General features: G+C 45.2%; 17 protein-coding genes and 4 tRNA genes. 9 read left to right on the top strand and 12 right to left on the bottom strand.

Translation table 11 applies throughout. The features are described 5' to 3' along the window. The 8 genes from L1077_RS19735 to murB form a co-directional block, all read right to left on the bottom strand. Window positions 1-330, bottom strand: a 330-nt coding sequence (locus L1077_RS19735; protein WP_237138629.1) for a GTP-binding protein, incomplete at its 3' end; no start/stop codon positions are given. Between the two features lie 139 nt (window positions 331-469). Then, window positions 470-545: transfer RNA gene (locus L1077_RS19730), tRNA-Thr, on the bottom strand. A gap of 12 nt (window positions 546-557) precedes the next feature. Next, window positions 558-632: transfer RNA gene (locus tag L1077_RS19725), tRNA-Gly, on the bottom strand. Window positions 633-677: 45 nt separating this feature from the next. Continuing rightward, a tRNA-Tyr gene (locus L1077_RS19720) sits at window positions 678-762 on the bottom strand. A gap of 44 nt (window positions 763-806) precedes the next feature. Further along, window positions 807-882, bottom strand: a tRNA-Thr gene (locus L1077_RS19715). Between the two features lie 117 nt (window positions 883-999). Continuing rightward, on the bottom strand, window positions 1,000-1,698 hold the full coding sequence (locus L1077_RS19710; protein WP_237138628.1) for a type III pantothenate kinase: 699 nt from the start codon (window positions 1,696-1,698) through the stop codon (window positions 1,000-1,002). Next, the gene (gene birA, locus L1077_RS19705) at window positions 1,698-2,693 is read right to left on the bottom strand and encodes a bifunctional biotin--[acetyl-CoA-carboxylase] ligase/biotin operon repressor BirA (RefSeq protein WP_237138627.1); all 996 of its coding nucleotides are present in this window, start codon (window positions 2,691-2,693) and stop codon (window positions 1,698-1,700) included. The genes L1077_RS19710 and birA overlap by 1 nt, the downstream gene beginning before the upstream one ends. Next, the gene (gene murB / locus L1077_RS19700) at window positions 2,686-3,696 is read right to left on the bottom strand and encodes a UDP-N-acetylmuramate dehydrogenase (RefSeq protein ID WP_237138626.1); all 1,011 of its coding nucleotides are present in this window, start codon (window positions 3,694-3,696) and stop codon (window positions 2,686-2,688) included. The genes birA and murB overlap by 8 nt, the downstream gene beginning before the upstream one ends. A 129-nt stretch (window positions 3,697-3,825) precedes the next feature. Between murB and L1077_RS19695 the strand changes: the two genes are divergently transcribed. After that, entirely contained in the window at window positions 3,826-5,670 is a 1,845-nt protein-coding gene (locus tag L1077_RS19695) for a M1 family metallopeptidase (protein ID WP_237138625.1), read from the top strand. Window positions 5,671-5,726: 56 nt separating this feature from the next. Here L1077_RS19695 and L1077_RS19690 read toward each other — a convergent pair whose 3' ends face one another. Continuing rightward, on the bottom strand, window positions 5,727-6,326 hold the full coding sequence (locus tag L1077_RS19690; RefSeq protein ID WP_237138624.1) for a DUF2057 domain-containing protein: 600 nt from the start codon (window positions 6,324-6,326) through the stop codon (window positions 5,727-5,729). Between the two features lie 155 nt (window positions 6,327-6,481). Between L1077_RS19690 and L1077_RS19685 the strand changes: the two genes are divergently transcribed. The 5 genes from L1077_RS19685 to L1077_RS19665 all read left to right on the top strand — a co-directional run bounded on the left by L1077_RS19685 (window position 6,482) and on the right by L1077_RS19665 (window position 17,318). Beyond that, entirely contained in the window at window positions 6,482-6,853 is a 372-nt protein-coding gene (locus L1077_RS19685; RefSeq protein WP_046354251.1) for a histidine triad nucleotide-binding protein, read from the top strand. A 227-nt stretch (window positions 6,854-7,080) separates the two neighbouring features. Further along, on the top strand, window positions 7,081-7,737 hold the full coding sequence (locus L1077_RS19680; RefSeq protein ID WP_023400213.1) for a helix-turn-helix transcriptional regulator: 657 nt from the start codon (window positions 7,081-7,083) through the stop codon (window positions 7,735-7,737). 179 nt (window positions 7,738-7,916) lie between these two features. Next, complete coding sequence (locus L1077_RS19675) at window positions 7,917-10,076, top strand: ATP-binding protein (RefSeq protein WP_237138623.1); 2,160 nt, start codon at window positions 7,917-7,919, stop codon at window positions 10,074-10,076. 260 nt (window positions 10,077-10,336) lie between these two features. Then, on the top strand, window positions 10,337-13,657 hold the full coding sequence (locus L1077_RS19670; protein WP_237138622.1) for an amidohydrolase family protein: 3,321 nt from the start codon (window positions 10,337-10,339) through the stop codon (window positions 13,655-13,657). A gap of 352 nt (window positions 13,658-14,009) precedes the next feature. Continuing rightward, window positions 14,010-17,318, top strand: a complete 3,309-nt coding sequence (locus L1077_RS19665) for a methyl-accepting chemotaxis protein (protein WP_237138621.1) — start codon at window positions 14,010-14,012, stop codon at window positions 17,316-17,318. A gap of 29 nt (window positions 17,319-17,347) precedes the next feature. Here L1077_RS19665 and L1077_RS19660 read toward each other — a convergent pair whose 3' ends face one another. Continuing rightward, on the bottom strand, window positions 17,348-18,118 hold the full coding sequence (locus tag L1077_RS19660) for a nitrilase-related carbon-nitrogen hydrolase (protein ID WP_237138620.1): 771 nt from the start codon (window positions 18,116-18,118) through the stop codon (window positions 17,348-17,350). Beyond that, entirely contained in the window at window positions 18,106-19,245 is a 1,140-nt protein-coding gene (locus tag L1077_RS19655; protein WP_237138619.1) for a methionine aminotransferase, read from the bottom strand. Before L1077_RS19655 ends, L1077_RS19660 begins: the two co-directional genes overlap by 13 nt. 96 nt (window positions 19,246-19,341) lie before the next feature. On the opposite strand from L1077_RS19655, the gene L1077_RS19650 reads away from it, so the two are divergent. Genes L1077_RS19650 through L1077_RS19640 form a run of 3 tightly spaced genes read left to right on the top strand, consistent with a single transcriptional unit; the run spans window position 19,342 to window position 21,181 of the window. After that, window positions 19,342-19,959, top strand: a complete 618-nt coding sequence (locus L1077_RS19650) for a methylthioribulose 1-phosphate dehydratase (protein WP_237138618.1) — start codon at window positions 19,342-19,344, stop codon at window positions 19,957-19,959. Beyond that, window positions 19,956-20,624 (top strand): acireductone synthase, encoded by a 669-nt coding sequence (gene mtnC / locus L1077_RS19645; RefSeq protein WP_237138617.1) that lies wholly within the window; start codon window positions 19,956-19,958, stop codon window positions 20,622-20,624. Before L1077_RS19650 ends, mtnC begins: the two co-directional genes overlap by 4 nt. A gap of 14 nt (window positions 20,625-20,638) precedes the next feature. Next, window positions 20,639-21,181: a 1,2-dihydroxy-3-keto-5-methylthiopentene dioxygenase gene (locus tag L1077_RS19640; RefSeq protein ID WP_237138616.1), complete on the top strand. Its 543-nt coding sequence runs from the start codon at window positions 20,639-20,641 to the stop codon at window positions 21,179-21,181. A gap of 52 nt (window positions 21,182-21,233) precedes the next feature. On the opposite strand, the gene mtnA is transcribed toward L1077_RS19640, so the two are convergent. After that, entirely contained in the window at window positions 21,234-22,241 is a 1,008-nt protein-coding gene (mtnA, locus tag L1077_RS19635; RefSeq protein WP_237138615.1) for an S-methyl-5-thioribose-1-phosphate isomerase, read from the bottom strand. Window positions 22,242-22,321 lie beyond the last annotated feature (80 nt).

Here is a 22,321-nt window from a genome sequence, read left to right as displayed (position 1 = left end):
GTCAGTTGCAGCAACTACTAGGATCGCGCCGTCCATCTGAGCAGCACCAGTGATCATGTTTTTAACGTAGTCAGCGTGTCCAGGACAGTCAACGTGTGCGTAGTGACGAGTTGGAGTATCGTACTCTACGTGCGAAGTTGCGATTGTGATACCACGCTCACGCTCTTCTGGAGCATTATCGATTTGAGCGAAGTCACGTGCTTCACCACCGTATACTTTTGCAAGTACGTTAGTGATAGCTGCTGTTAGAGTTGTTTTACCGTGGTCAACGTGGCCAATTGTACCAACGTTTACGTGCGGTTTTACGCGTTCAAACTTTTCTTTTGCCATGACGGAACCTATAAGTTTTTGTGTATCTAGATTACATATAAAAATAATTCACGCGCGCGCGCGGGGACTATGTTTAGTCTTTACAATTATAAATGTTTTTGTGACAAATCAAAGGAAGTATTTGGGAAGATCCGGAGACTGGTGCTGATAGGCAGATTTGAACTGCCGACCTCACCCTTACCAAGGGTGCGCTCTACCAACTGAGCTATATCAGCACACCAGAAATCTGGAGCGGGCAGCGGGAATCGAACCCGCATCATCAGCTTGGAAGGCTGAGGTAATAGCCATTATACGATGCCCGCTTTAGGAACCTGTTCTTAACTACCTCAGAACCGTCAAGAATAAAGTGGTGGAGGGAGCTGGATTCGAACCAGCGAAGGCTGAGCCGTCAGATTTACAGTCTGATCCCTTTGGCCGCTCGGGAACCCCTCCACATAAAAATTCTTTTCTAAAGCGTGTTCTAAATCTTTTAAAGATGGTGCCGACTATCCGAGTCGAACGGATGACCTACTGATTACAAGTCAGTTGCTCTACCAACTGAGCTAAGTCGGCACTGCTTTAGTACGGGGCGAGATATTAGAGCAACCGCTGACACTATGCAACAGTTAAATCAAAAAAAATCGCAATTTCTTGTTTAAATGCTCATATTTACAACAAAAACTCTACTATTTAATCGTTTTGTTGATATTTACGCCAATAAATCAGTCCTTGCATGACCAAATCGTCAAAATAGATACCTTTAGGATCAAGGTGTTGCTGAATAAGTTCGCCATATCCACCCGCATAAATGAGCTGTACTTTTTCACCCATTTGCGTCACTGCACGCTCGGCCAGTGCAACAGTCGCACTCAGCGCTGCATTTTTTACCGCATTAGGTGTATTGGTCCCCAGCTTTGTATCGAACAATGTATGCGTGTCACTGAATACTTTTTGTGTATTGGCCACCAAGCTGTCGATCATCATATCTAATCCAGGCAAAATCCATCCCCCTTGGTGCTGACCCGACGCATCCAGCACATCGACTTTAGTCGCTGTTCCTGAATCAACAATCACACAAGCTTGGTTGGGAAATAAATGAAAGCTGGCAACCACGGTAAGCCAGCGGTCTATGCCTAAGTTTTGAAACTCTGCATACGCACATTTTAGTGCGCCTAAAGTCGGTGAGACTGAAGCAAATAGATAAGGCACTTGATGAGACTGAGCTTGTTGCAATATCGGCGTTAAGTCCTCGTTACTGCCGACTTGCGCTATCAAGGCTTCTTCGATTTTGTGCCAAGGCACTTGCGCTTCATTAATGAGCACAATCTCACCTTGCAACTCAGTGGCGACTTTCACGGCGGTATTACCAACATCGATGAGCAAACGCATCACGGCTCCTTACGCAGTGAAATTTCACCACCATAATAAGTTTTACGTTCACCATCTTGGCGCAAGATTAACCCACCTTGATGATCAATCCCCTCACAGATCCCCCGCCACTGCCTTTGCCCTGTGCTCAAACTGACTACTTGGTCACGAAACGCATTCAACGCATTCCACTGTGCGACCATGTCACTTAAACCACTTTTTTGATACATATGCAGGCGCTTTTGCAAACATAGGGTCAATACTACTGCCAGCTGATTTTTATCTATCTCGGATACATGCTGACTTAAATCAGTCCAAGCTTGGTCAATATGCTGAGCAGCGCTGGTTGGCATGGCCACGTTTAAACCAATACCAATCACCAGATGACATGGCCCTTCCATTTGCCCATCTAGCTCGACTAGCACACCAGCCAACTTATGCTCATTAATATAAATATCATTCGGCCATTTAAGCTGTACATCCAAATCATACAATGCACTCAGTGCATCATGTACAGCTAATCCGACTGCCACAGACACCCCCATAGCCGCCTGCATACCGTCCTCAAAATGCCAGTAATAACTGTAATATAAATTGGCACCAAACGGAGATTGCCATTGCCTGCCGCGTCGACCTCGACCAGCTTGTTGCATTTCTGCCACCAGCACCTGTCCTGATGTTAACGCCGCGTCTTTAGACTGAATGCGACGCATCAGCTCACTGTTAGTCGAGTCAATGATAGGCTGCACTTCTATATGACAAGGTTTATCGGTCAGCGCCTGCCAAACCGGTAAGATTTTATGTTGATCTAATAATGGTAAGCTGTGATTTAAGCGATACCCTTTGCCAGTGACTTTAAAGATATCAATGCCCATATCTTGCAATGATTTTATATGCTTTGAAACAGCAGCACGGCTTATCCCCAACTCCTCTCCCAATGCCTGACCAGAAATAAAATGGTCGCGGCTTAGCGCACTTAATATTGCTAATTTATTTCCAACAGGAGCTTTAACCATGCATGCCCCCAGCAGAGTATTCTCCTTGCGCTGCGATCAGACGCACTTCAGGCATTAACGCAACAGTAAACTTATCCCATACCGACTGCTGAATATGCTCAATCATGGCGAGTAAATCAGTGCCATCACCCTGTTGGTCATTAACCAGTACCAGTGCTTGCTTGTCATACACGCGGATACCACCAATACGATGGCCTTTTAGACCGGCTTGCTCAATCAACCACCCAGCGGCCAGTTTCACTTTACTCTTTGAAACCGGATACATTGGTATATCAGGATACTGCTCTTGCAATGTATCGACCCATTGCGCTTCAACAACTGGGTTTTTAAAAAAGCTACCCGCATTGGCGCACACTGTTGGATCAGGCAATTTACTGCGTCTTATTTGCATCACTCGATCAGCCACTAATTGTGGGCTAACAGACTGCCCCTGCAATTCTTTCAGTGGTCCATATGCCAATATCGGTTGCCACTGCTTGGGGAGTTTAAGCGTGACTTCTGTGATCACAAATTGGCCTTGCAATGGCCCTTTAAAGACCGAGTCACGATAACCAAACTGGCACTGAACTTTATTAAGCTGCACAAAATCCTCTTTCGCAATATCAAAGCCTATTAGTGAGTCAAAGACATCAGCCAACTCCACACCATAAGCGCCGATGTTTTGCACCGGTGCAGCCCCGACGGTGCCGGGTATTAATGCCAGATTTTCAAGCCCGCCTATGCCCATATTCAGTAATTTGATCACCAATTGATGCCAGTTTTCACCTGCGGCAACACGCACATGATAATGCAGCTCGGTTTCTGTGATCTCGATACCACGATTTGCTATCTGTAGTACGCTGCCTTGAAAATCTTCTAAGAAGACGCAGTTACTCCCCTCTCCCAAAATAAAGAAAGGAGGTTCAAAATCTATTTCTTTTAACTGCTCTGGCGCCTCAACCACCACCAAGTTTTGGCAATGAGAAGGCAAAGCAAACGTATGTAAGGACTGCAAAGCGTGCACAGAAAGCACCTATAAACTACCAACTATTCTTCCTAGTTTACCTGATTGATGCCGCTAACGCATCCAAGTGCCATTTACGCTGTGAAGTGGTATAACAAGGCGGACACTCAATCATGAGCAAGGATAAAAATGAAACTCTCAGCCTTAACATTCGGCCTCACATTGGCAGGCCTCTCTCATACTGTTTTGGCGGCAGATGCCGTCGATGAGCATACTTTTGCAAACTTAAAAGATGTAGTAAGTACACACTTACACCTAGACCTTGATATCGACTTTGAAGACAAGCAACTCGAAGGGTTTGTTGAGCACACTCTAGCATGGCAAAACAGCCATGCTCGCACACTGGTACTGGATACCCGCGATCTTGAAATAGATAAAATCCTCTATCAATCACCACAGGGAAAATGGCTACCCGCACAATTCACGCTCGCACCGCGCAGTGGAGTAAAAGGCGCCAAGCTCACCATCCAATTCAAGCACCAAGCAAGCAAAGCAAGAATTTACTATAACAGCTTGCCACAAGCGTCTGGCTTGCAGTGGTTAACGCCAGTGCAAACTGCAAGTAAAACTCACCCTTTCATGTACAGTCAATCTCAAGCCATCCATGCCAGAAGCTGGATCCCAGTACAGGATACCCCAGCGATGCGCACCACCTATACAGCGCGTATTCAAACACCCAAAGATGTCCGCGCAGTCATGAGCGCAGACAACTCCGAAGCGTTTGTCAAAGATGGTGACTACTGGTTCGATATGCCACAGGCTATCCCACCATATTTAATCGCCATCGGTGCTGGTAACCTTGAATATAAAGAAATGTCTCATCAAACTGCTATTTTTGCAGAGCCGCAAATTCTCGATGCTTCTGTGGCGGAGTTTAATGACACACAAGCCATGATAGACAAAACCAATGCCATGTACGGTGAATATGCATGGGGCCGCTACGATTTGCTAATGTTGCCACCGAGCTTTCCTTTTGGTGGTATGGAAAACCCACGCTTGTCATTTATTACGCCGACCGTCGTTGCTGGTGATAAAAGCCTTGTTAACTTGATTGCTCATGAACTGGCGCACTCTTGGTCCGGGAACCTAGTGACAAACGCGACTTGGGAAGATCTATGGCTCAATGAAGGTTTTACGTCCTATGTTGAAAACCGCATCATGGAAGAGGTGTTTGGTCGTGACCGCGCAGTGATGGAGCAAGCGCTAGATGCTGCAGGCCTGCGTGCCCAGCTCAAAAACATTCCTGCCCCGGATACACGGTTAAACTTAAAGCTCAATGGTCGCGATCCAGATGATGCCTTCAGTAAAGTACCTTATATCAAGGGCCAATTATTCCTTATTTATTTAGAAGAGAAATTTGGTCGTGAAAAATTTGATGTATTCGTCAAAGGGTATTTCGATGCCTATGCATTTAAGTCGCTGACCACTGCAGAGTTTGTTAAATACCTTGATAAGCACTTATTGCAAAAGCATCCGGGTATCGTTTCATTAGAAAAAGCCAAAGAATGGATATACCAACCAGGCTTACCAGCCGATGCGCCTAATCCAACCTCTGATGCTTTCAATCAGGTTGATAACCATATGCAAGCTTGGCTCAGTGGTAGCAAGTCTCTAAATACAGTACCTACCAGCAACTGGACAGTGCATGAGTGGCTACACTTTTTAAATAACCTGCCAAGAGATCTGGCTTTGGACAAGATGGCAGCACTAGACGGCGCATTTAATCTGACCAATTCAACGAATGCTGAATTAGCATTCGCATGGTACATGTTGGCAGTTGGCAACGGCTATCAGGCTATTTACCCTGCACTGGATGCGCACCTGAGTGGCATTGGCCGACGCAAACTTATCGTTCCTTTATACAAAGCACTGGCAAGTACTGACAAACGTGATTGGGCCTATCGTGTTTATCAAAAAGCACGTCCGGGATACCACCCATTAGCGCAAGGTACTGTTGACGCTATATTTGAATAAGTTACGGCGGAGATAAGGCAATGCTTTATCTCCGCATGCTTTTTTACGCTTGTTCGTTAGCGCTGTGCATCAATGGTGGTTAAAAACGCAGCACGTTGCTCAGGCGTTGCTTGTTGCCACCAAAATTCCAACATAGATACGGCATCGGGCTTGCCAGCACTGGGCGCGACTTGATCCACGTTCTCTTGTATTTTAGGGGCTGTTTTTACCGAGGTAGGCGCTGACTCGCGGACGACAGGTACGGGCGCTACGACAGTCTGTGCTTTCACTTGCTTCGCTACGACTTTACTACCTTTTTCTGGCTGCAGCCAAATTTTTGGTGACTTGGCAAAAACTCGCGCTTGCTCAACTGTATCGATTGGCTGGAAACGTACCTGATAATCATCATCTGTGATGCTTACTTCCACCCAAAATGGCTTTGAGTCCACGACCTCATGCTCATCATAATCGAGTTCAAATAAGTCTGAATACTTCACTTTGATGCGATGTACACCTGCTGGCAAGTTTAAAGTTCGGACTTTGTTAAAAAATGAGTGCTCTATTTCACGTTCATTGACTTGCAATGGCAGCAATTCGTCTGGGAAATTAACTTCCCCCGCAACAGAAAAACCACTATAAAGTGCTATAAATATTCCAAATATACTAATTTTCTTCATATTTCCTCTTTATTTGATTGCTACCTTGGTAGTGAAAGGTATTTGTGCCAAATTTAGTTACAATTATGAACAAGCGTCAGTTGTAATTTCCCTTGTATCTTGTTGAGTCCACGCTATGCTGAACAGCTAAACTAACGTATATAAGGATAAAAGTAATGGCCCAAGAAACGATTTTTACAAAAATTATTAATCGTGAAATACCTGCAGATATTGTGTACGAAGACGAAAAGGCACTTGCGTTTAAGGATATTAATCCTCAAGCACCTTTTCATGTATTGGTGATACCAAAGCAGCCAATCGCAACAATTAACGACGTAAATGAAGAAAATGCACACTTAGTTGGGCATTTACACTTGGTAGCGTCTAAGCTTGCGAAAGAGCACGGATTTGCTGAAGACGGTTATCGCGTTGTAATGAACTGCAACAATGATGGTGGACAAACTGTATACCACATTCATCTACATGTATTAGCTGGACTTGAAATGGGCTGGCCTCCGTACCAAAGTAGGAAAAAAGTAGTATCTTAAATTATTCTTTGTTAAAAAATGTAATTAACTAAGCTATTACTCTACTAAAATAAATTATCAATATAATCAACAAGTTGAAGCTTTCACAAAATAAGTGCGTTTACAAAATAGGCTATTGTGCCAAACTTTATATTGTAATGTTCTTTTTATTGATGAAATTTCTAATACAAAAGGTCTGATTCACGTGTTAGCATTGCGTAATCAGACAGAATGAGAGTGTTTTTCAAATGAGCAGTACTGCATTTTTATTGCTAGATAAAGAGCCTATCAACACGATAGGAATAAACGTTTTACAACCCCTGTTAAAAACGCAAGGGTTAGACGTCGTCACAGGAACTGATATTTCCGAAGTACCTGAAGATACTCGGTTGCTTTTTATTGAAACAGCAGTCAATGATGCATGGGGCAAACTGAAAGAGCAGTTAGTTAACCTCAAAGTAAGTTGCGACATCGTGCTGTTCAACTTAGATGAAAACCCAGAGTTGGCTAATCGTGCACTGCTAAGCGGCATTCGCGGGGTGTTTTACACCACAGACAATGCTGACGTTCTGATGAAGGGGATCCGCTTACTAATGGAAGATCAGTTATGGTATCGTCGTGAAATCATGTGTAACGCGTTGAATCGTATGCTGCAATTCAACAAAGACGCCCTGCACAAGCTGACTGAAGGTGACATTGAGCCTGTTAAACTCACTAAACGAGAAAAAGCAATTATCTCTCTAATGAGTAAAGGCGCTAAGAACAAAGAAATTGCAGAAGATTTAAATATCAGCCCGCACACGGTTAAAACACACTTGTACAGTGCATTTCGTAAAACCAAATGCCGTAACCGTATCGAGCTATTGTCTTGGGCACAGCAAAACATCCCAGACGAAATACGCTAATACTCACTCGAGTACACTTGCAAATTCTGTAAAAAAGCATGCATTTAGCATGCTTTTTTGTTTTCTTCCTAGCATTTAATCAATTCACTTACCATCTCATTATTTTCTCGGCTCATTGCTTTACTGCACTTAGTCTTCGCTCTATCCTAGGTACGTCTATTAATTGTTAACAAAGCCCTATGTTGGACCATAAAACCCTGTATGTAGCCAGTGCAGCCATGACGGCGATGATGACGCTGATCAATTATTTAACTTGGCGTGCCAACAAAAATACGCCAGGTGTACTGTTATACATTTTTTACCCGCTCATTTTATTTGCCGCGATCTCCATGTTTGCACTGCACAGCTTTTTGTCTCAGTGGCAGACAATTGGGATTGCCAATACCTTATTATTTTTGGCATCCATCATACATTGTTGGGCAATTAGTCAGTTTTTAGGCCAGCGGGGTATTGAGTTTCGAACTTATTTATTTGCAACGCTAGCTTTGTTGTCTGCGCTGATCTATTACGCCATGGTCGACGACAATTTGCGAAAGCGCATTCTAATCTCTGACTTGCAGCATATCGTCGAAGCCATATTGCTGAGCTATTACTTTATCCGTTATGCCCGTAAGCAATATCCTAATGGCAGCATCGTTTATTTAATTGTTTTGAGCTTTATATTCACCGCCTTTATTGGCCGCTCGCTGTTTATGGGCGACATTGACCAAGTGTCTTTGTTTGTCGATCCTTGGTTTTCAATTGCGATATTTTTCAATGGCGTACTCGCCCCCATATTTTATGCAACCGGTATGGCACTGCTGTGCAACGAGCGACGGGAACTTAACCTCAATAAATTAACGGAAAAAGCACAAAAAGACCTCGAAATTCGCGGCTTATTTTTATCCACCATCAGCCACGAGATCCGCACCCCATTGAACGGCATTCTAGGCAGTGCGCAACTGGTCCTTAACCGCAGCCATGATCAACATAGCAAAGCCTATTGCGAGGCCATCATCAATTCGGCTGAATCACTCAACTTATTGATAGATAAAGTACTCGATTACGCCAGTTTAGATCAAAGTGACGAAGTGCTCTCTTCCGAAGATGTTGAATTGAAGAGTTGGTTAGATAACCTCTGCTTACTAATGAGTCCATTGGCCGAGCAAAAGAAACTCACTTTTACGTTGCTCTATGATTTGCCAGACCAAGTTTGCTACTACTGCGACCAACAAAAACTGCGGCAGATTTTGCTCAATTTAGTGGGTAACGCCATCAAATTCACCGACAAAGGCGAGGTAAAGCTGCGCGTAGAATTACTCGAAGAAGCCAATATGTCTCATATTGTGCGCTTCAGCGTCGTCGACTCAGGCCCGGGCATCGAAGAGGAAGATATCGACAAGCTGACCGAGCCTTATGTGCAGAGTAATGCGGGCAAAACCAAAGGCGGAACAGGCCTTGGCCTTGCCATCACTGCGCGCTTGCTGAGTAAACTAGGCAGTCAGCTTGAAATAATCAGTGAGCTTGGTAAAGGCAGCTCATTTAGCTTTGATGTGAGCCTGCCCGTCGGCGAATTGAGTTTAGTCGAACAGCGCCATCACAACCCAGAATACCCAACAGGGCTTTCTGTTTTACTGGTGGAAGACTTAGATCTTAACCGTAAAATTGCCATCGAGTTTATGGCTGCGGACGAGCATAAGATCAAGCTCGCGTATGATGGCTCCAGTGCCATTGAGCACCTCAAAGAACATGTCTTCGATGTGGTCCTATTAGACATGAACTTACCTGATTTTACAGGGCAAGAAGTGCTGAGGCATTTGCAAACTATCGAGCACAAAAACAAACGCACACCGTTTTTGGCATTCACCGCCAGTTTAAGCCCAGAAGAAATCAAAGAATATCTTTCTCTTGGTATCAAAGATGTGGTGGGCAAGCCCATCAAGCAAGAAAAGCTTCGCCAAGCCATCAGTGATTCACAAAAAGCGCAAAAGCCAGATATGCGTGTTGAGCTCAGTGACACGCTATACGACGACACTGCGGTTAACTCCCTAAAGAGCGGTTTCAGCGAAGATGAAGTCTCATCTATTTATAACGAGTTTGTTCTCTCTGCACGAAATAAGTTAATCCATATTCAGCAGCTTCTCAGTGAAGATGAAGAGCAATGTATTAAATCACTGCACCGCCAAGCCAGTACGGCACTGCAGCTCGGCTTTAATCGCTACGGATTAGCACTGAAAAAAATCGAACGTCGCTTACTAGATGGTAAATCTTGCGATGATGATTTGACGCAAGCGATGGCCTTGTGGCAAAAGAGCCTCGAAGCCTATTTGCAATTTGTCCGCCAGCAAACACTCAATTAGCACCTATCGGTGCAGCATTCAATCATAAATGCTGCACCTGCTATGCCCCCCTGCAAAGCATACTTTTCAATGCAAACAGCCAAAGGTTGTATAAAAATACTGCAAAACTGCCGCATTTGAGCGCACTTTTATCGCCACCTTGTCGACTTTAGTCAAAAAATTCGCCATTCTACGCGGGTAAATAAAATTAGCTCACAGCAAGACAAGAAACCAACACTCAGCGACAGACTGAGACTTGGCTTAAAAAATAGGAATACACCATGGCACTATTTAAATCACCGATTGCCATTGCTATCGGTGCCGCATTGATCGGCTTAAGTACACCAGCACTCGCCTCCGCTGGTGCACAAGACACTACAGCAAAGTGGGATGTGCTTGCACCTCCTGGCGAAAAGCAAACAATCACCATTGATACCAATGAAACCACCTGGAGTAATGTGGATGTCAGCCCAGATGGCAAGCACGTTATCTTCGACATGTTAGGTGATATTTATGTCATGCCTATCTCTGGCGGTAAAGCAACTGCAGTCACTGCGGACCGTGCATGGAACTTCCAACCGAAGTTTTCACCAGATGGCAAACATATCGCATTTATTTCTGATCGTGCTGGTGCTGAAAACCTGTGGGTGATGGACATTAATGGCGACAACATGCGTCAGGTCTCTGATGAGTCACACAACCTTTTACACAATCCAGCTTGGTCTCCTGATGGTCAATATATTGCCGTCAAACAAGGCCAGGTAACGGGGCGTACTATTCCAGGTGGTTCGATTCGTATGTACCACATTTCAGGTGGTAAAGGCGTATTAGTACGTGAAAGACTGCATGGCGCAAAGTCACAGAAAAATATTGCTGAGCCAGCTTTCTCTACCGACGGTAAAAAGATCTACTATTCTGTCGATGCCACAGCAGGTGTGCAATGGCAATACAATAAAAATGCGCTGACATCTGTATTTGAGATCCGTTCATGGGATTTAGCAACCGGTGAAGAAGAAACGGTGATCCGTGGTGCCGGTGGTGCAATTCGCCCAACGCCAAGTCCAGACGGTAAATCAATTGCGTTCGTAAAACGTGAAGACAATGGCGAGAAAATGATCAGCGCTTTGTATGTCAAAGATTTAAAGTCAGGCATTGAAACGCAAGTTTTCACCGGTCTTGATCGCGACTTACAAGAAGCCAACGGTGCACAAGGTAATACGCCTGCATTTGCTTACACACCTGATGGCAAAGCCTTGGTATTTTGGTCTGGTGGTGTCTTCCATAAAGTGGACATTGCAACAAAGCAGGCACAAGTTATTCCAACACGCGTCGTGGCGGAAAAAGACATCACACCAGCCCTAAAATTTGCTGTAGATGTTGCCCCTGATAGCTTTAAAGTCAAACTGGCACGTTGGTCACAGATTTCACCAGATGGTGAAACAGCGCTATTCCAAGCGTTAGGCCATTTATACATCAAAGACATTGAATCAGGTAAAGTTCGTCGAGTTACCAAACAAAACGATCACTTTGAGTTTTACCCAAGCTACTCTCGTGACGGCAAATACATTGTATACACCACGTACGATGACCAAGAACTAGGCAGTATTCGTATCGTTTCTGCAAAAGGCGGAAAAGGTCGCGTCATCACGCAAGACCCAGGTCACTACACTTCACCTAGCTTCTCGCCAGACGGTAAAAAAGTCCTGTTCAAAAAAGTCACGGGGGGTTACCTACTCAGCGGCGACTGGTCAATGCACCCAGGAATTTACATCGTGGACGCCAAAGGCGGTGAAGCAAAACGCATCGTGAAAAGCGGTGACAACCCACACTTTGGTGCGAATCCTGAGCGTATTTACTTCTCAGTTGCTAGCAGTAGCACCAGCAGAGAGCTTAAGAGTGTTGATTTAAACGGTCATGAAGAGCGCAGTCACTTCAAAGGCGAGTTCATCTTTGATTATAAAGTCTCGCCAGATGGCAACTATGTTGCATTTATCGAGCACTTCAACACCTTTGTCGCCCCATTTACTAGCACAGGTAAAACACTGTCAATCAATAAAGGGGGTAAAGCCTTCCCAGTGAAACAAGTGTCTAAATACTCAGGCGATTTCTTAAACTGGAAAGCAGACAGTAGCGCATTAACTTGGGCATTTGGTCCAAACCTATATCAGCGCAAACTCACAGATACTTTCTCATTTGTTGACAATGCATCTGACAACCTTGATGAACTAACAGCTGAAGGCATTGACCTGAGCTTTGAACAGCCTTCAGACAAGCCAAAAGGCTTGTTAGCACTGGTTGGTGGTAAAGTTGTGACAATGCGTGATGCAGAAAATCAACAGGAAATCATCGAAGACGGTGTGGTACTGATTGAAGATAACCGCATTATCGCCGTCGGCGCTCGCAGCGATGTGACTATCCCAAGTGCAGCGAAAGTAATGGATATCAAAGGCAAAACCGTGATCCCTGGTTTAGTCGATGCCCACGCACACGGCAGCTACGGCAGCCATAACTTACAACCTGAGCAAAACTGGAACCAGTTCTCCAACGTTAGCTTTGGTGTCACGACCATTCATGATCCATCAAATAACTCTAACGAGGTATTCTCGATGGCAGAGCTACAACGTGCAGGTTTGACAGTCGCACCACGTATTTATTCTGTGGGACGTATCTTATATGCAGGTGAAGCACCAGGTTACAAAACCCCAATCAATAACTTAGAAGATGCCCAGTTCCACGTTAAGCGTTTAAAAGACGCTGGTGCAATCTCGGTGAAAAGTTATAACCACCCTCGCCGTGATACTCGCCAGCAAGTGTTAGAAGCCGCGAAGCAAATGGAAATCATGGTCGTGCCTGAAGGTGGCTCAAAATTCCAGCAAAACATGAACATGATCATCGATGGTCACACAGGCCTTGAACACGCGTTGCCAATTCCAAATATCTATTCAGATGTCACACAAATGTGGAGCCAAACTGAAGCTGGTTTTACACCGACTTTCAACGTGGCATATGGTGGTATTAAAGGTGAAGACTACTTCTACAACACAACCAATGTATGGGAAAATGAGCGCCTGATGAGCTTTGTGCCGGAGTATGTTGTTAAACCAATGTCTATCCGCCGTGAAAAAGCCCCTGAGCACCACTATAACCATATCAATGCCGCAAAATCAGCGAAGCAACTGCGTGATAAAGGCGTAACCGTACATATAGGTGCGCATGGTCAACGTGAAGGTTTGGGTGCACACTGGGAGTTATGGTCAATGGCACAAGGCGGATTTACGCCTTGGGAAGCCCTGCGCAGTGGTACGATTGATGGCGCAAGATACCTAGCAATGGACCATGACATTGGTACTATTGAAAAAGGTAAGCTTGCAGATCTGGTTATCATCGACGGTGATGTACTGAACGACATCCGTGAGTCTGAAAAAGTGACTTACACCATTTTAAATGGACGCATCTATGATGCTGCAACCATGAATGAAGTCGGTAATTACCAGCGTAATCGTCAGCCATTCTTCTTTGAGAATGGTAACAAGACACCTATGCACCCAGATACGGAAGCGTATATGGAAGAAAAAGCACATAAGTATCATTGGAAACATTGATAACTACTTTTCGTAAGATTGAAGAAGCAGCGCACGCTGCTTCTTTTTTATCTTTGAAAGCATCATCAAAAGTTCACACTGTTTTTTTATTTCACCTTTCTTATTCATGCAATAGCGCAATCGCAGCACCATCAAGCGATACTGTCTTGTATTCATATTTTTGTGCAAGTTAAAGAAACACCTAGCGCCTAGATCTTACTGAGAACTGTTCTACACTAAGCTTAAACCTGTACAATTATTAGCCATAATTTTTATAGGGTTATACCTGCTTGGCCAATAATCTGTTCACAGTGCAATGTAGCAAACAGGCATCAAACTGATGTCAGAAATACAAGGATCGGAGGGCCGCTTAATGTCTCGCATACACCAATTTTTAAAATCGCTCGATCTCGCAAAAAAGCTCATGGCCGCTTTTTTACTTGTCGCCCTCATCCCCGCTACTGTCATTATTGCTTTTTCACTTATTCAAGCTTCCAATACCATCAGTGAACAGGTTTATGCCCAACTGGGTGCCGTGGGTAAAGTGAAAAAACGCGCGATAGAGAGGCATTTTAAAACAGTTGAAGACAAGCTTCGCGCCTTAGCCATCAACCCCTACCTGATACAGGCAACACAAGACTTACTCGATGGATTTGACGAAACGCAAGCGACCCAATCCATCCCTAGTAACCTACAGCAGTTTTATCAAGACGCCTTTTTGCCTCGCTTTGAACAACAAACAAATAGTAAGGTAGCGCTCAATTCATTGCTAGACTCACTCTCTGGTCAGGGCATGACATTGCAAGCACGCTATTTAGCAGATAATCCCCACCCAATCGGTGAGAAAGATGCACTCAACGCCACAGGGCATTTAGATGCTTATGATCTTGCACACCAGCGCCACCATGAATTTTTCCGCGAGATCACTGACGTTTACCAGCTTTATGATATTTTTATCGTCGATAATTACAGCGGTAATATTGTGTACTCAGTATTTAAAGAAGTCGACTTCGCCACTTCTTTGAGCACAGGTCCGTATGCCAATAGCAGTATCGCCGACGTATTTAATCGCGCCTTAATCGAACAAGACCAAATGCTATTTGCAGACTATGAGCCATACTTGCCCTCATATAATGCGCCCGCAAGCTTTGTAGCTATGCCACTGGATTTTGATGGTATTTCTCAGGCCACCTTAATTTTTCAGCTCTCTATTGACGCACTGAATGACATCATGAGTGAACGCCATGGACTGGGAGAAAGTGGTGAAACCTACCTTGTTGGTCCCGATGGGTTAATGCGCTCTGACTCTTACTTAGATCCCATTAACCACTCTGTAGTGGCTTCCTTTGCAAACCCAGATAAAGGCACCATCGCAACAGAGTCCTATCAATTAGCGATGCAAGGGCAGCAAGGACAAAAAGTCGTCACCGACTACAATGGTAACCCTGTACTCTCAGCATACAGCGACTTGCAAGTCTTTGATGTGAGATGGGCCCTGTTAGCAGAAATTGACGAAGCAGAGGCATTTGCTCCTGTCGGCGCGCTGCGCCAAACCATGGCAATTGTCATGCTCGTAAGTATCGGCGTAATTTTGTTAACTGCAGTTTGGTTTGCCAGAAGTCTTGCTCGACCCGTGCATAATTTAGTCAACACCATGCGCGAAGTGCAAACGCGAGGGGATTTTTCGCTACGTGCTGACGTCAGCTCCCGAGATGAGATTGGTCAAAGCGCACAAGCCTTTAATTCTCTGCTCGACGCCTTGCAGCTTTCCATTTCCGAAGCGAACCGTGTCCTCAATCAAATGGCCAAAGGCACATTCAATGATCGGATAAGCGTGCCATGCAATGGTGAACTCAAAGAGTTAAAAGAAGCCACCAATGAGTGCTCATCCAGTTTGCAAACCGCATTAGCAGAGATCAACTTGGTCATGCAAGCCATGGCCAAAGGGCGATTTAATCAACAGATCACTGCTCCGCTCAGTGGCGACTTAGATATGTTAAAAACCAATATAAACCGTTCTGTGATCTCTATTGACGACACCATGAACGATATTGTCAATGTCATGAGTTGTGTTGAAAAAGGGGAATTTAAGCAGCAAGTCACTGTCGAAGCGCGCGGCAGTTTAGCCCGCTTAAAAGACAGTGTGAACAACTCTATACAGGCACTGAGTGGTGCCATTGATGAACTCAGCTTAACCATGAGCGCCATCAGTAATGGAGACTTTTCGAAACGGATCACACACCCGCTGTCTGGCCAGCTCGCGCAATTGAAACATGACACCAACTTAAGTATGGATAATCTTGAAGCGATCCTCAAAGACATTGGCAATACCATGGCCGCGGTCAGTGAAGGCGACTTCAAACACCCAATAGAAGCATCAGCCCATGGCCAATTGGGGCAATTAAAAGCCAATGTAAACCTGTCAATCGCGAGCTTAGATCAAGCCATCAGTGAGATTTCATCTGTCATGATGGCCATCAGTCATGGCCGTTTTGACCGCACGATACAAACGCCTTTGAAAGGACAGCTTGCAACATTGCAAAACGACATTAATCATACCGTCAACAATTTAAGCCAAGTTGTCGAAGAGCTTGCCAGTGTCATGGCGGCGATGAGTGAAGGCGATTTTTCCCATAAAATCGAGTCCTCATTGCAAGGCCAGTTACTACAACTAAAAGAGGATGTTAACAGCTCCATAGATACGATCTCTACCGCCATTCATGCTGTGACAGACAGCTTAAGTGCTATCGCAAGAGGGGATTTATGCACCTCAGTCCAAGGGCATTATCAAGGCGTATTTGCCACCTTGCAGCAAGACGTTCATACCACTACACACAAGCTCACACATGTCATTGAAAGCATTCAAAGCGCAGCAAGCTTGGTTGCTCACAGCACCGAAGAAATAGCCGCAAGCAATGCGGAGATCAGCCGACGTACTGAAGAACAAGCTGCGAATTTAGAAGAAGCCAACGCGAGTACTGGGCACATTCTGGAAGAACTAACTCAAGTCGCTTTGCAATCAGAAACCGCGGTCGAGAAATCACACAATGCAGAATGTATCGCCAAAGAAGGTGGTACGCTATCACAAGACACCGTGCACGCCATAGGTGAAGTCAATGCAGCCAGCAAAGACATCAATGAAATTGTCTCGGTGATCGATGAGTTGGCATTTCAAACCAACTTGTTGGCTTTGAATGCTGCCGTAGAAGCTGCCCGCGCAGGAGAGCATGGACGAGGCTTTGCAGTCGTCGCTAATGAAGTACGCGAACTGGCTGGGCGCAGTGCGTCATCGGCAAAGCAAATCAAAGAGATCATTGCCAACAGTAACGATAAAGTGCAGCAAGGCACCACGCTCGCCAATAGCTCAGGTGAAAAACTCGAGCATATTGTGCAAGCCGTTGCTGATGTGAATCAAAACATTGTGAGTATCAATCGCTCTACCTTGACGCAAAAGCAAGCCATTGCAGAGGTCGATGTGGTAGTGCAAAGACTCACAGATCTCATTCAAGAAAACTCTGCCATCACCGAAGAGACCATGGCGGCTGCAAAACGCATGGCTGCCCAAGCAATGGAAATGAAAAACTTACTGGGGTACTTTACACTGCCAGACGATGAGCATGGGCAATCTACTGAAGTCGCCACACCTCAGCAAGCCCTGTTGGTGCATCAATATAACGTCTAGTGATAAGGAGCAGCGTAGGCTGCTCCAATTTATAAGGGGAGGTCAAATGCATCCGCATCTAAGTGTGCTGGAAATTGGCGTTTAAACTCAGCTAATTTGGCTTTATCGAGCGTCACCGTCACAACACCCGCTTCATCATCAGCGACGTGTGCCATAGGCTGGCCTAAATAATCTAGTGCCACCGTGCCGCCGTTATGAGCGACGCCTTTGCCATCTTCACCAATGCGATTAGCAGCTAAAACAAAGCACTGATTTTCAATCGCTCGAGCACATAATAATGTATCCCAAGCATGGCGTCTTGCCGATGGCCAGTTTGCGACATTCACCATCACATCATAGTCATTTTTACTGCGCTGGAAGACCGGAAAGCGTAAGTCATAACACACTTGAGGCAAGAGCTTAAAGCCTTTTATTTCAAAGATTTTTCGCTCACTACCTTGTACTACATGGTCCCCTTCATTGCCCAAGCAAAACAGGTGGCGCTTATCATAACTACACTCAGTACCATCAGGCCAAGTCCAGTAAAAGCGATTGGCTTTTTTACCTTTATGAGGCACCAATACAGACCCCGCGACAACGCACTGTAAACGTTTAGCCAGCTGTTGTATGAATGCCCTCGCCTGCGCTGCTTGTTCATCCGTTGTCTGTTGCAACGCAAATCCAGTGGCAAAGGTCTCAGGTAGCAATAGCAAATCACCAGGAGGCACATTCGCAACCAGCTTTTCAATCGTTGCGATATTCTGCTCAGGCGCTAACCAAGCAATATCATATTGCACTATATTTACGGTTAAAGTTGACATAATTTCTCCGCTGCAGCGATTAAGGTCTCGGTTTCTTTAGCAAAGCACAGGCGAATAATTTTATCGCCATTAGGCTTGTCATAAAATACACTTAACGGGATCGCTGCGACACCCATTTGCTCAACCAATTGCTGGCAAAAAGTCACATCATCTACGTCTGATATATCACTATAATCAAGTAACAAGAAATACGTGCCTTCACTTGGCAGGATCTTAAAACGGCTTGTCGCCAGTGCCTCAACCAGTACATCACGTTTTTGTTGATAAAACAGTCCTAATTCATCCACATGGTCAGGTGCATCTCGCAGCATATCAGCCAAAGCCAATTGTGCAGGCGTAAAGCTTGAGAAGTTCACAAACTGATGGATTTTTCTAAACTCAACCGTCAAATTTGCAGGTGCAATACAGTACCCCATCTTCCAACCAGTACAGTGAAATGTTTTACCAAAACTGGATACCACAAAGGCCCGTGCTGCAAGCTCAGAGTCACGTAGCACACTCAAATGTGGGGCGCCATCAAAGGTAATATGCTCATACACTTCATCACTGATCAGATAAATATCATGCTTGTTGAGCAGCACTTTCAATGCATCGAGATCAGCTTGTTTCAATGTTTTTGCACTTGGATTGTGGGGGCTATTTATAATAATCGCACGTGTTTTTTGTGTCACAGCAGCACTGACTTGTGTCCAGTCAATGGCATAACCTGGTGCGCACAAAGGAATATGTACCGTGCGACCACCGGCCAATTCAACCGCAGGGCGATATGAATCATACGCCGGGTCAAATACAATCACTTCGTCACCTTTACGTACTAGCGCCTGAATTGCCACAAACAATGCCTCTGTCGCACCTGCAGTGACCGTCACTTGTGCCGCAGCATCAATGTCTTGCTGGTATCGACGCGCAACAAGTGCCGCAATCTCCTGCTGTAAAACTGGCAACCCAGGAGAGGGGGCATATTGGTTATATCCAGCTAACGTATGTGCTGATAGCGCATGTTTGAGCTGGCTTGGGGTATCAAACTCAGGAAAACCTTGAGAGAGGTTCAGTGCACCGTGCTCATTAGCAAGCCCTGTCATGGTAGAGAAAATACTGGTACCGACGTCTGGTAATTTACTTTCCATTTTGTAACTCTTTTGGTTATGGCGTAGGCGATAAAGCGATGCTATCATTGCCAAAGATAGAAGTATAGCCGTCCAAATCTCTTAGGATGATCGAATATGCAAACAAAGGCAGCAAAACAAGCGCTCATAGATGCTGGCCGTTGGGTTAGCCAACAAGGCTGGGTGCCCGCGACTGGCGGGAACTTTTCTATGAAAACCGATGATGGCTTTGTCGTCACCGCCAGCGGCTTTGATAAAGGCCACCTCACGCCAGAGCAGTTTTTAGAATTAGACCAGCATGGCCAAATCGTCTCAGGTGACGGTAAACCCTCAGCTGAAACTGCCTTGCACCTCAAGTTATATGAGTTACAACCGCAAGCAGGATGCATCTTACACACGCACTCAGTGGCGGCGACTGTCCTGTCACGCTTTATACGCAGTAACCAGTTTTCAGTGACAGGCTATGAGATGCAAAAATCACTGTCTGGGATTAAAAGTCACCTAGATACGCTATCAATTGCCATCTTTGATAACGATCAGGATATTCCCGCATTGGCGGCACGGGTTGCCAAGTACCATGAAACATACCCAGTCACACATGGGGTTTTGATCCGTGGTCATGGTTTATATGCATTGGGCAACAGCATTTTTGAAACTCGCCGTCATATCGAGGGGCTAGAGTTCTTGTTCGCCTGTGAATTAGAGCGAATAAAATTAGAAGGAGCAGTAAAGTGACAAAAGCCATTCTCACTGATATTGAAGGCACGATTACCCGTATTTCATTCGTCAAAGACATTCTTTTTCCCTATGCCGCAAAGCACTTAGCTGACTTTGTTAAAGCGTCACAAGATGACCCTCAAGTGCGAGTTCAACTTGATGCCGTCAGAGCAGAAATAGCTCAGCCAGAAGCAAGTTTAGATACCGTAATCGACACCTTACTTGGCTGGATTGAAGCAGATAAAAAAATAACGCCACTTAAACAGTTACAAGGTTTGATCTGGCAAAATGGCTATCAACAAGGCGACTTCACAGGCCATATCTACCCAGATGCCCATGCCTATTTAACTGCACAGCATCAAGCAGGCACGGCACTGTATGTGTATTCTTCCGGTTCAGTGAAAGCCCAGCAACTGCTTTTTGCTCATTCAGATTTTGGCGATATACGTGCCTTATTTAGCGACTATTTTGATACCCGAGTGGGTGCAAAGCAGCAATCTGAGTCTTATCGCAACATAGTGCAAAGCCTGCCTTTTGAAGCAGCTGACATCCTATTTTTAAGTGATGTCGTCGCGGAACTTGATGCGGCCAAAGCAGCCGGCCTACAGACTTTACAACTGTGGCGCGATGATCAACCCAAAAGCACTCACCATGCTTTTATCACCAGTTTTGAGCATATTTAAAACGAGACACCGTCATGAGTTACTTACATATCTATCAAGAAGCGCAGCCACAAAAAGCCACGTTCCAAAGCGAAGAGGCAAGTATCATTGCTGAAAAACTGGCTGAGGTTGGGGTGCGCTTTGAGCAATGGCAAGCAACACAAATCTTAGCAAAAGAAGCCACTGAAGCGGATATCATTAACGCATATAGCCAAGATATCGAGCGCTTAAAAGCACAAGGGGGCTACCAAACCGTCGACGTCGTTGCGCTACAAAAAGGCAATCCAAATGCGCCAGCGATGCGCGAAAAATTTCTTTTTGAACATACCCACAGTGAAGATGAAGTGCGCTTTTTTGTGGCAGGGTATGGACTATTCTGCCTGCATATCGCAGATAAGATCTATCAAGTATTCTGCCAGCAAGGTGATTTAATATCTGTACCAGATCACACACCACATTGGTTTGATATGGGCAGCGACCCTGAGTTTACAGCTATTCGCTTATTCAATAATACAGAAGGCTGGGTTGCCCAAGAGACAGGCTCAAGTATTGCCAAGCAATTCCCACTTTTAGACTAACCCCTTATTCGCAAATTATACAGCAGGCGACTGCCCATGCCTGCTGCCATCATTACAAATTAGTAAATTCCGGTGTGGTGTAAACACCACTATCAAACACCCACCCAGTAACTAACTTTGCTGGCGTTACATCAAAAGCAGGGTTATACACTTCAGCCTCAGAAGGTGCCCACTGGCATTCACCAAAACTGCCACTCACTCCCGTCACCTCACCCGCACTGCGTTGTTCTATTTCAATATCTTGGCCGCTAGCACAGGCCGGATCAAAGGTGGTTTTAGGTGCCACAACATAAAAAGGCACATTATGGAAATGTGCTAACACAGCCAAATTATACGTGCCCACTTTATTCGCAAAATCACCGTTTGCCGCGACTCTATCGGCACCAACAAATATCTTGTCGACCTTGCCCGCAGCCATTAATGATGCGGCCATACTATCGCATAGCAAAGTGTAGGGGATCTGCCATCGTGCCAGTTCATACGCAGTTAAACGCCCACCTTGCAATAAAGGACGCGTTTCATCTACCCAGACATGGATATCACCATGACGCTGCATCGCTTGGTAAATCACACCAAGCGCCGTGCCAATACCTGCTGTGGCTAGCGCCCCCGTATTACAATGGGTCAGGATATTATCGCCAGCATCCACTAGGTCCACCCCATGCTCTGCAATTCGAGCGCACAAAGCGATGTCTTCTTCGAATAGTTGCTCAGCAACTGTGATCACTTCGGTAATCTTTTGTTCGCTATGTAGCACCGCGCGGAGCCTGTCCATACAGTGTTTTAAATTTACCGCCGTTGGACGCGTGGCTTCTAAGACGTCTATCGCATGACATAAGTCTTCTCGGGAACTGCCCTGCTCGGCGAGATAAGCAACCAACAAAGTCGCAGCTAAGCCAATTAAAGGCGCGCCCCGCACTTGTAAGTTATTAATGAGAGCCTGCATTTCACTGACAGTGTTACAGACATGCCAAACTTCTTGATGCGGCAACAAATATTGGTCAAGTACCTGCACTTTTCCATCTTGGTATTTCAAACTTTGAGCGATCAAATCTTTCATGTTGATTAAAGGGTGTACAGTTGTAATTACTGCTCATTCTACATAAAGAACTAAAGATGTATAGACATCTAAACATTTAA

The sequence above is a fragment of the Pseudoalteromonas luteoviolacea genome (assembly GCF_021654285.1).
GTDB classification, from domain to species: Bacteria; Pseudomonadota; Gammaproteobacteria; order Enterobacterales; family Alteromonadaceae; genus Pseudoalteromonas; species Pseudoalteromonas luteoviolacea_J.
This window is presented reverse-complemented; position numbering and strand designations above follow the sequence as displayed.

Bases quoted from the DNA above. Each gene is read 5' to 3' on its own strand.
- L1077_RS19650 (WP_237138618.1), top strand. From the start codon at position 19,342: ATGCAAACAAAGGCAGCAAAACAAGCGCTCATAGATGCTGGCCGTTGG.
- L1077_RS19655 (WP_237138619.1), bottom strand. From the start codon at position 19,245: ATGGAAAGTAAATTACCAGACGTCGGTACCAGTATTTTCTCTACCATG.
- mtnA (WP_237138615.1), bottom strand. From the start codon at position 22,241: ATGAAAGATTTGATCGCTCAAAGTTTGAAATACCAAGATGGAAAAGTG.
- L1077_RS19710 (WP_237138628.1), bottom strand. From the start codon at position 1,698: ATGCGTTTGCTCATCGATGTTGGTAATACCGCCGTGAAAGTCGCCACT.
- L1077_RS19640 (WP_237138616.1), top strand. From the start codon at position 20,639: ATGAGTTACTTACATATCTATCAAGAAGCGCAGCCACAAAAAGCCACG.
- L1077_RS19690 (WP_237138624.1), bottom strand. From the start codon at position 6,326: ATGAAGAAAATTAGTATATTTGGAATATTTATAGCACTTTATAGTGGT.
- birA (WP_237138627.1), bottom strand. From the start codon at position 2,693: ATGGTTAAAGCTCCTGTTGGAAATAAATTAGCAATATTAAGTGCGCTA.
- L1077_RS19670 (WP_237138622.1), top strand. From the start codon at position 10,337: ATGGCACTATTTAAATCACCGATTGCCATTGCTATCGGTGCCGCATTG.
- L1077_RS19680 (WP_023400213.1), top strand. From the start codon at position 7,081: ATGAGCAGTACTGCATTTTTATTGCTAGATAAAGAGCCTATCAACACG.
- L1077_RS19675 (WP_237138623.1), top strand. From the start codon at position 7,917: ATGTTGGACCATAAAACCCTGTATGTAGCCAGTGCAGCCATGACGGCG.
- L1077_RS19660 (WP_237138620.1), bottom strand. From the start codon at position 18,118: ATGTCAACTTTAACCGTAAATATAGTGCAATATGATATTGCTTGGTTA.
- L1077_RS19665 (WP_237138621.1), top strand. From the start codon at position 14,010: ATGTCTCGCATACACCAATTTTTAAAATCGCTCGATCTCGCAAAAAAG.
- L1077_RS19685 (WP_046354251.1), top strand. From the start codon at position 6,482: ATGGCCCAAGAAACGATTTTTACAAAAATTATTAATCGTGAAATACCT.
- L1077_RS19695 (WP_237138625.1), top strand. From the start codon at position 3,826: ATGAAACTCTCAGCCTTAACATTCGGCCTCACATTGGCAGGCCTCTCT.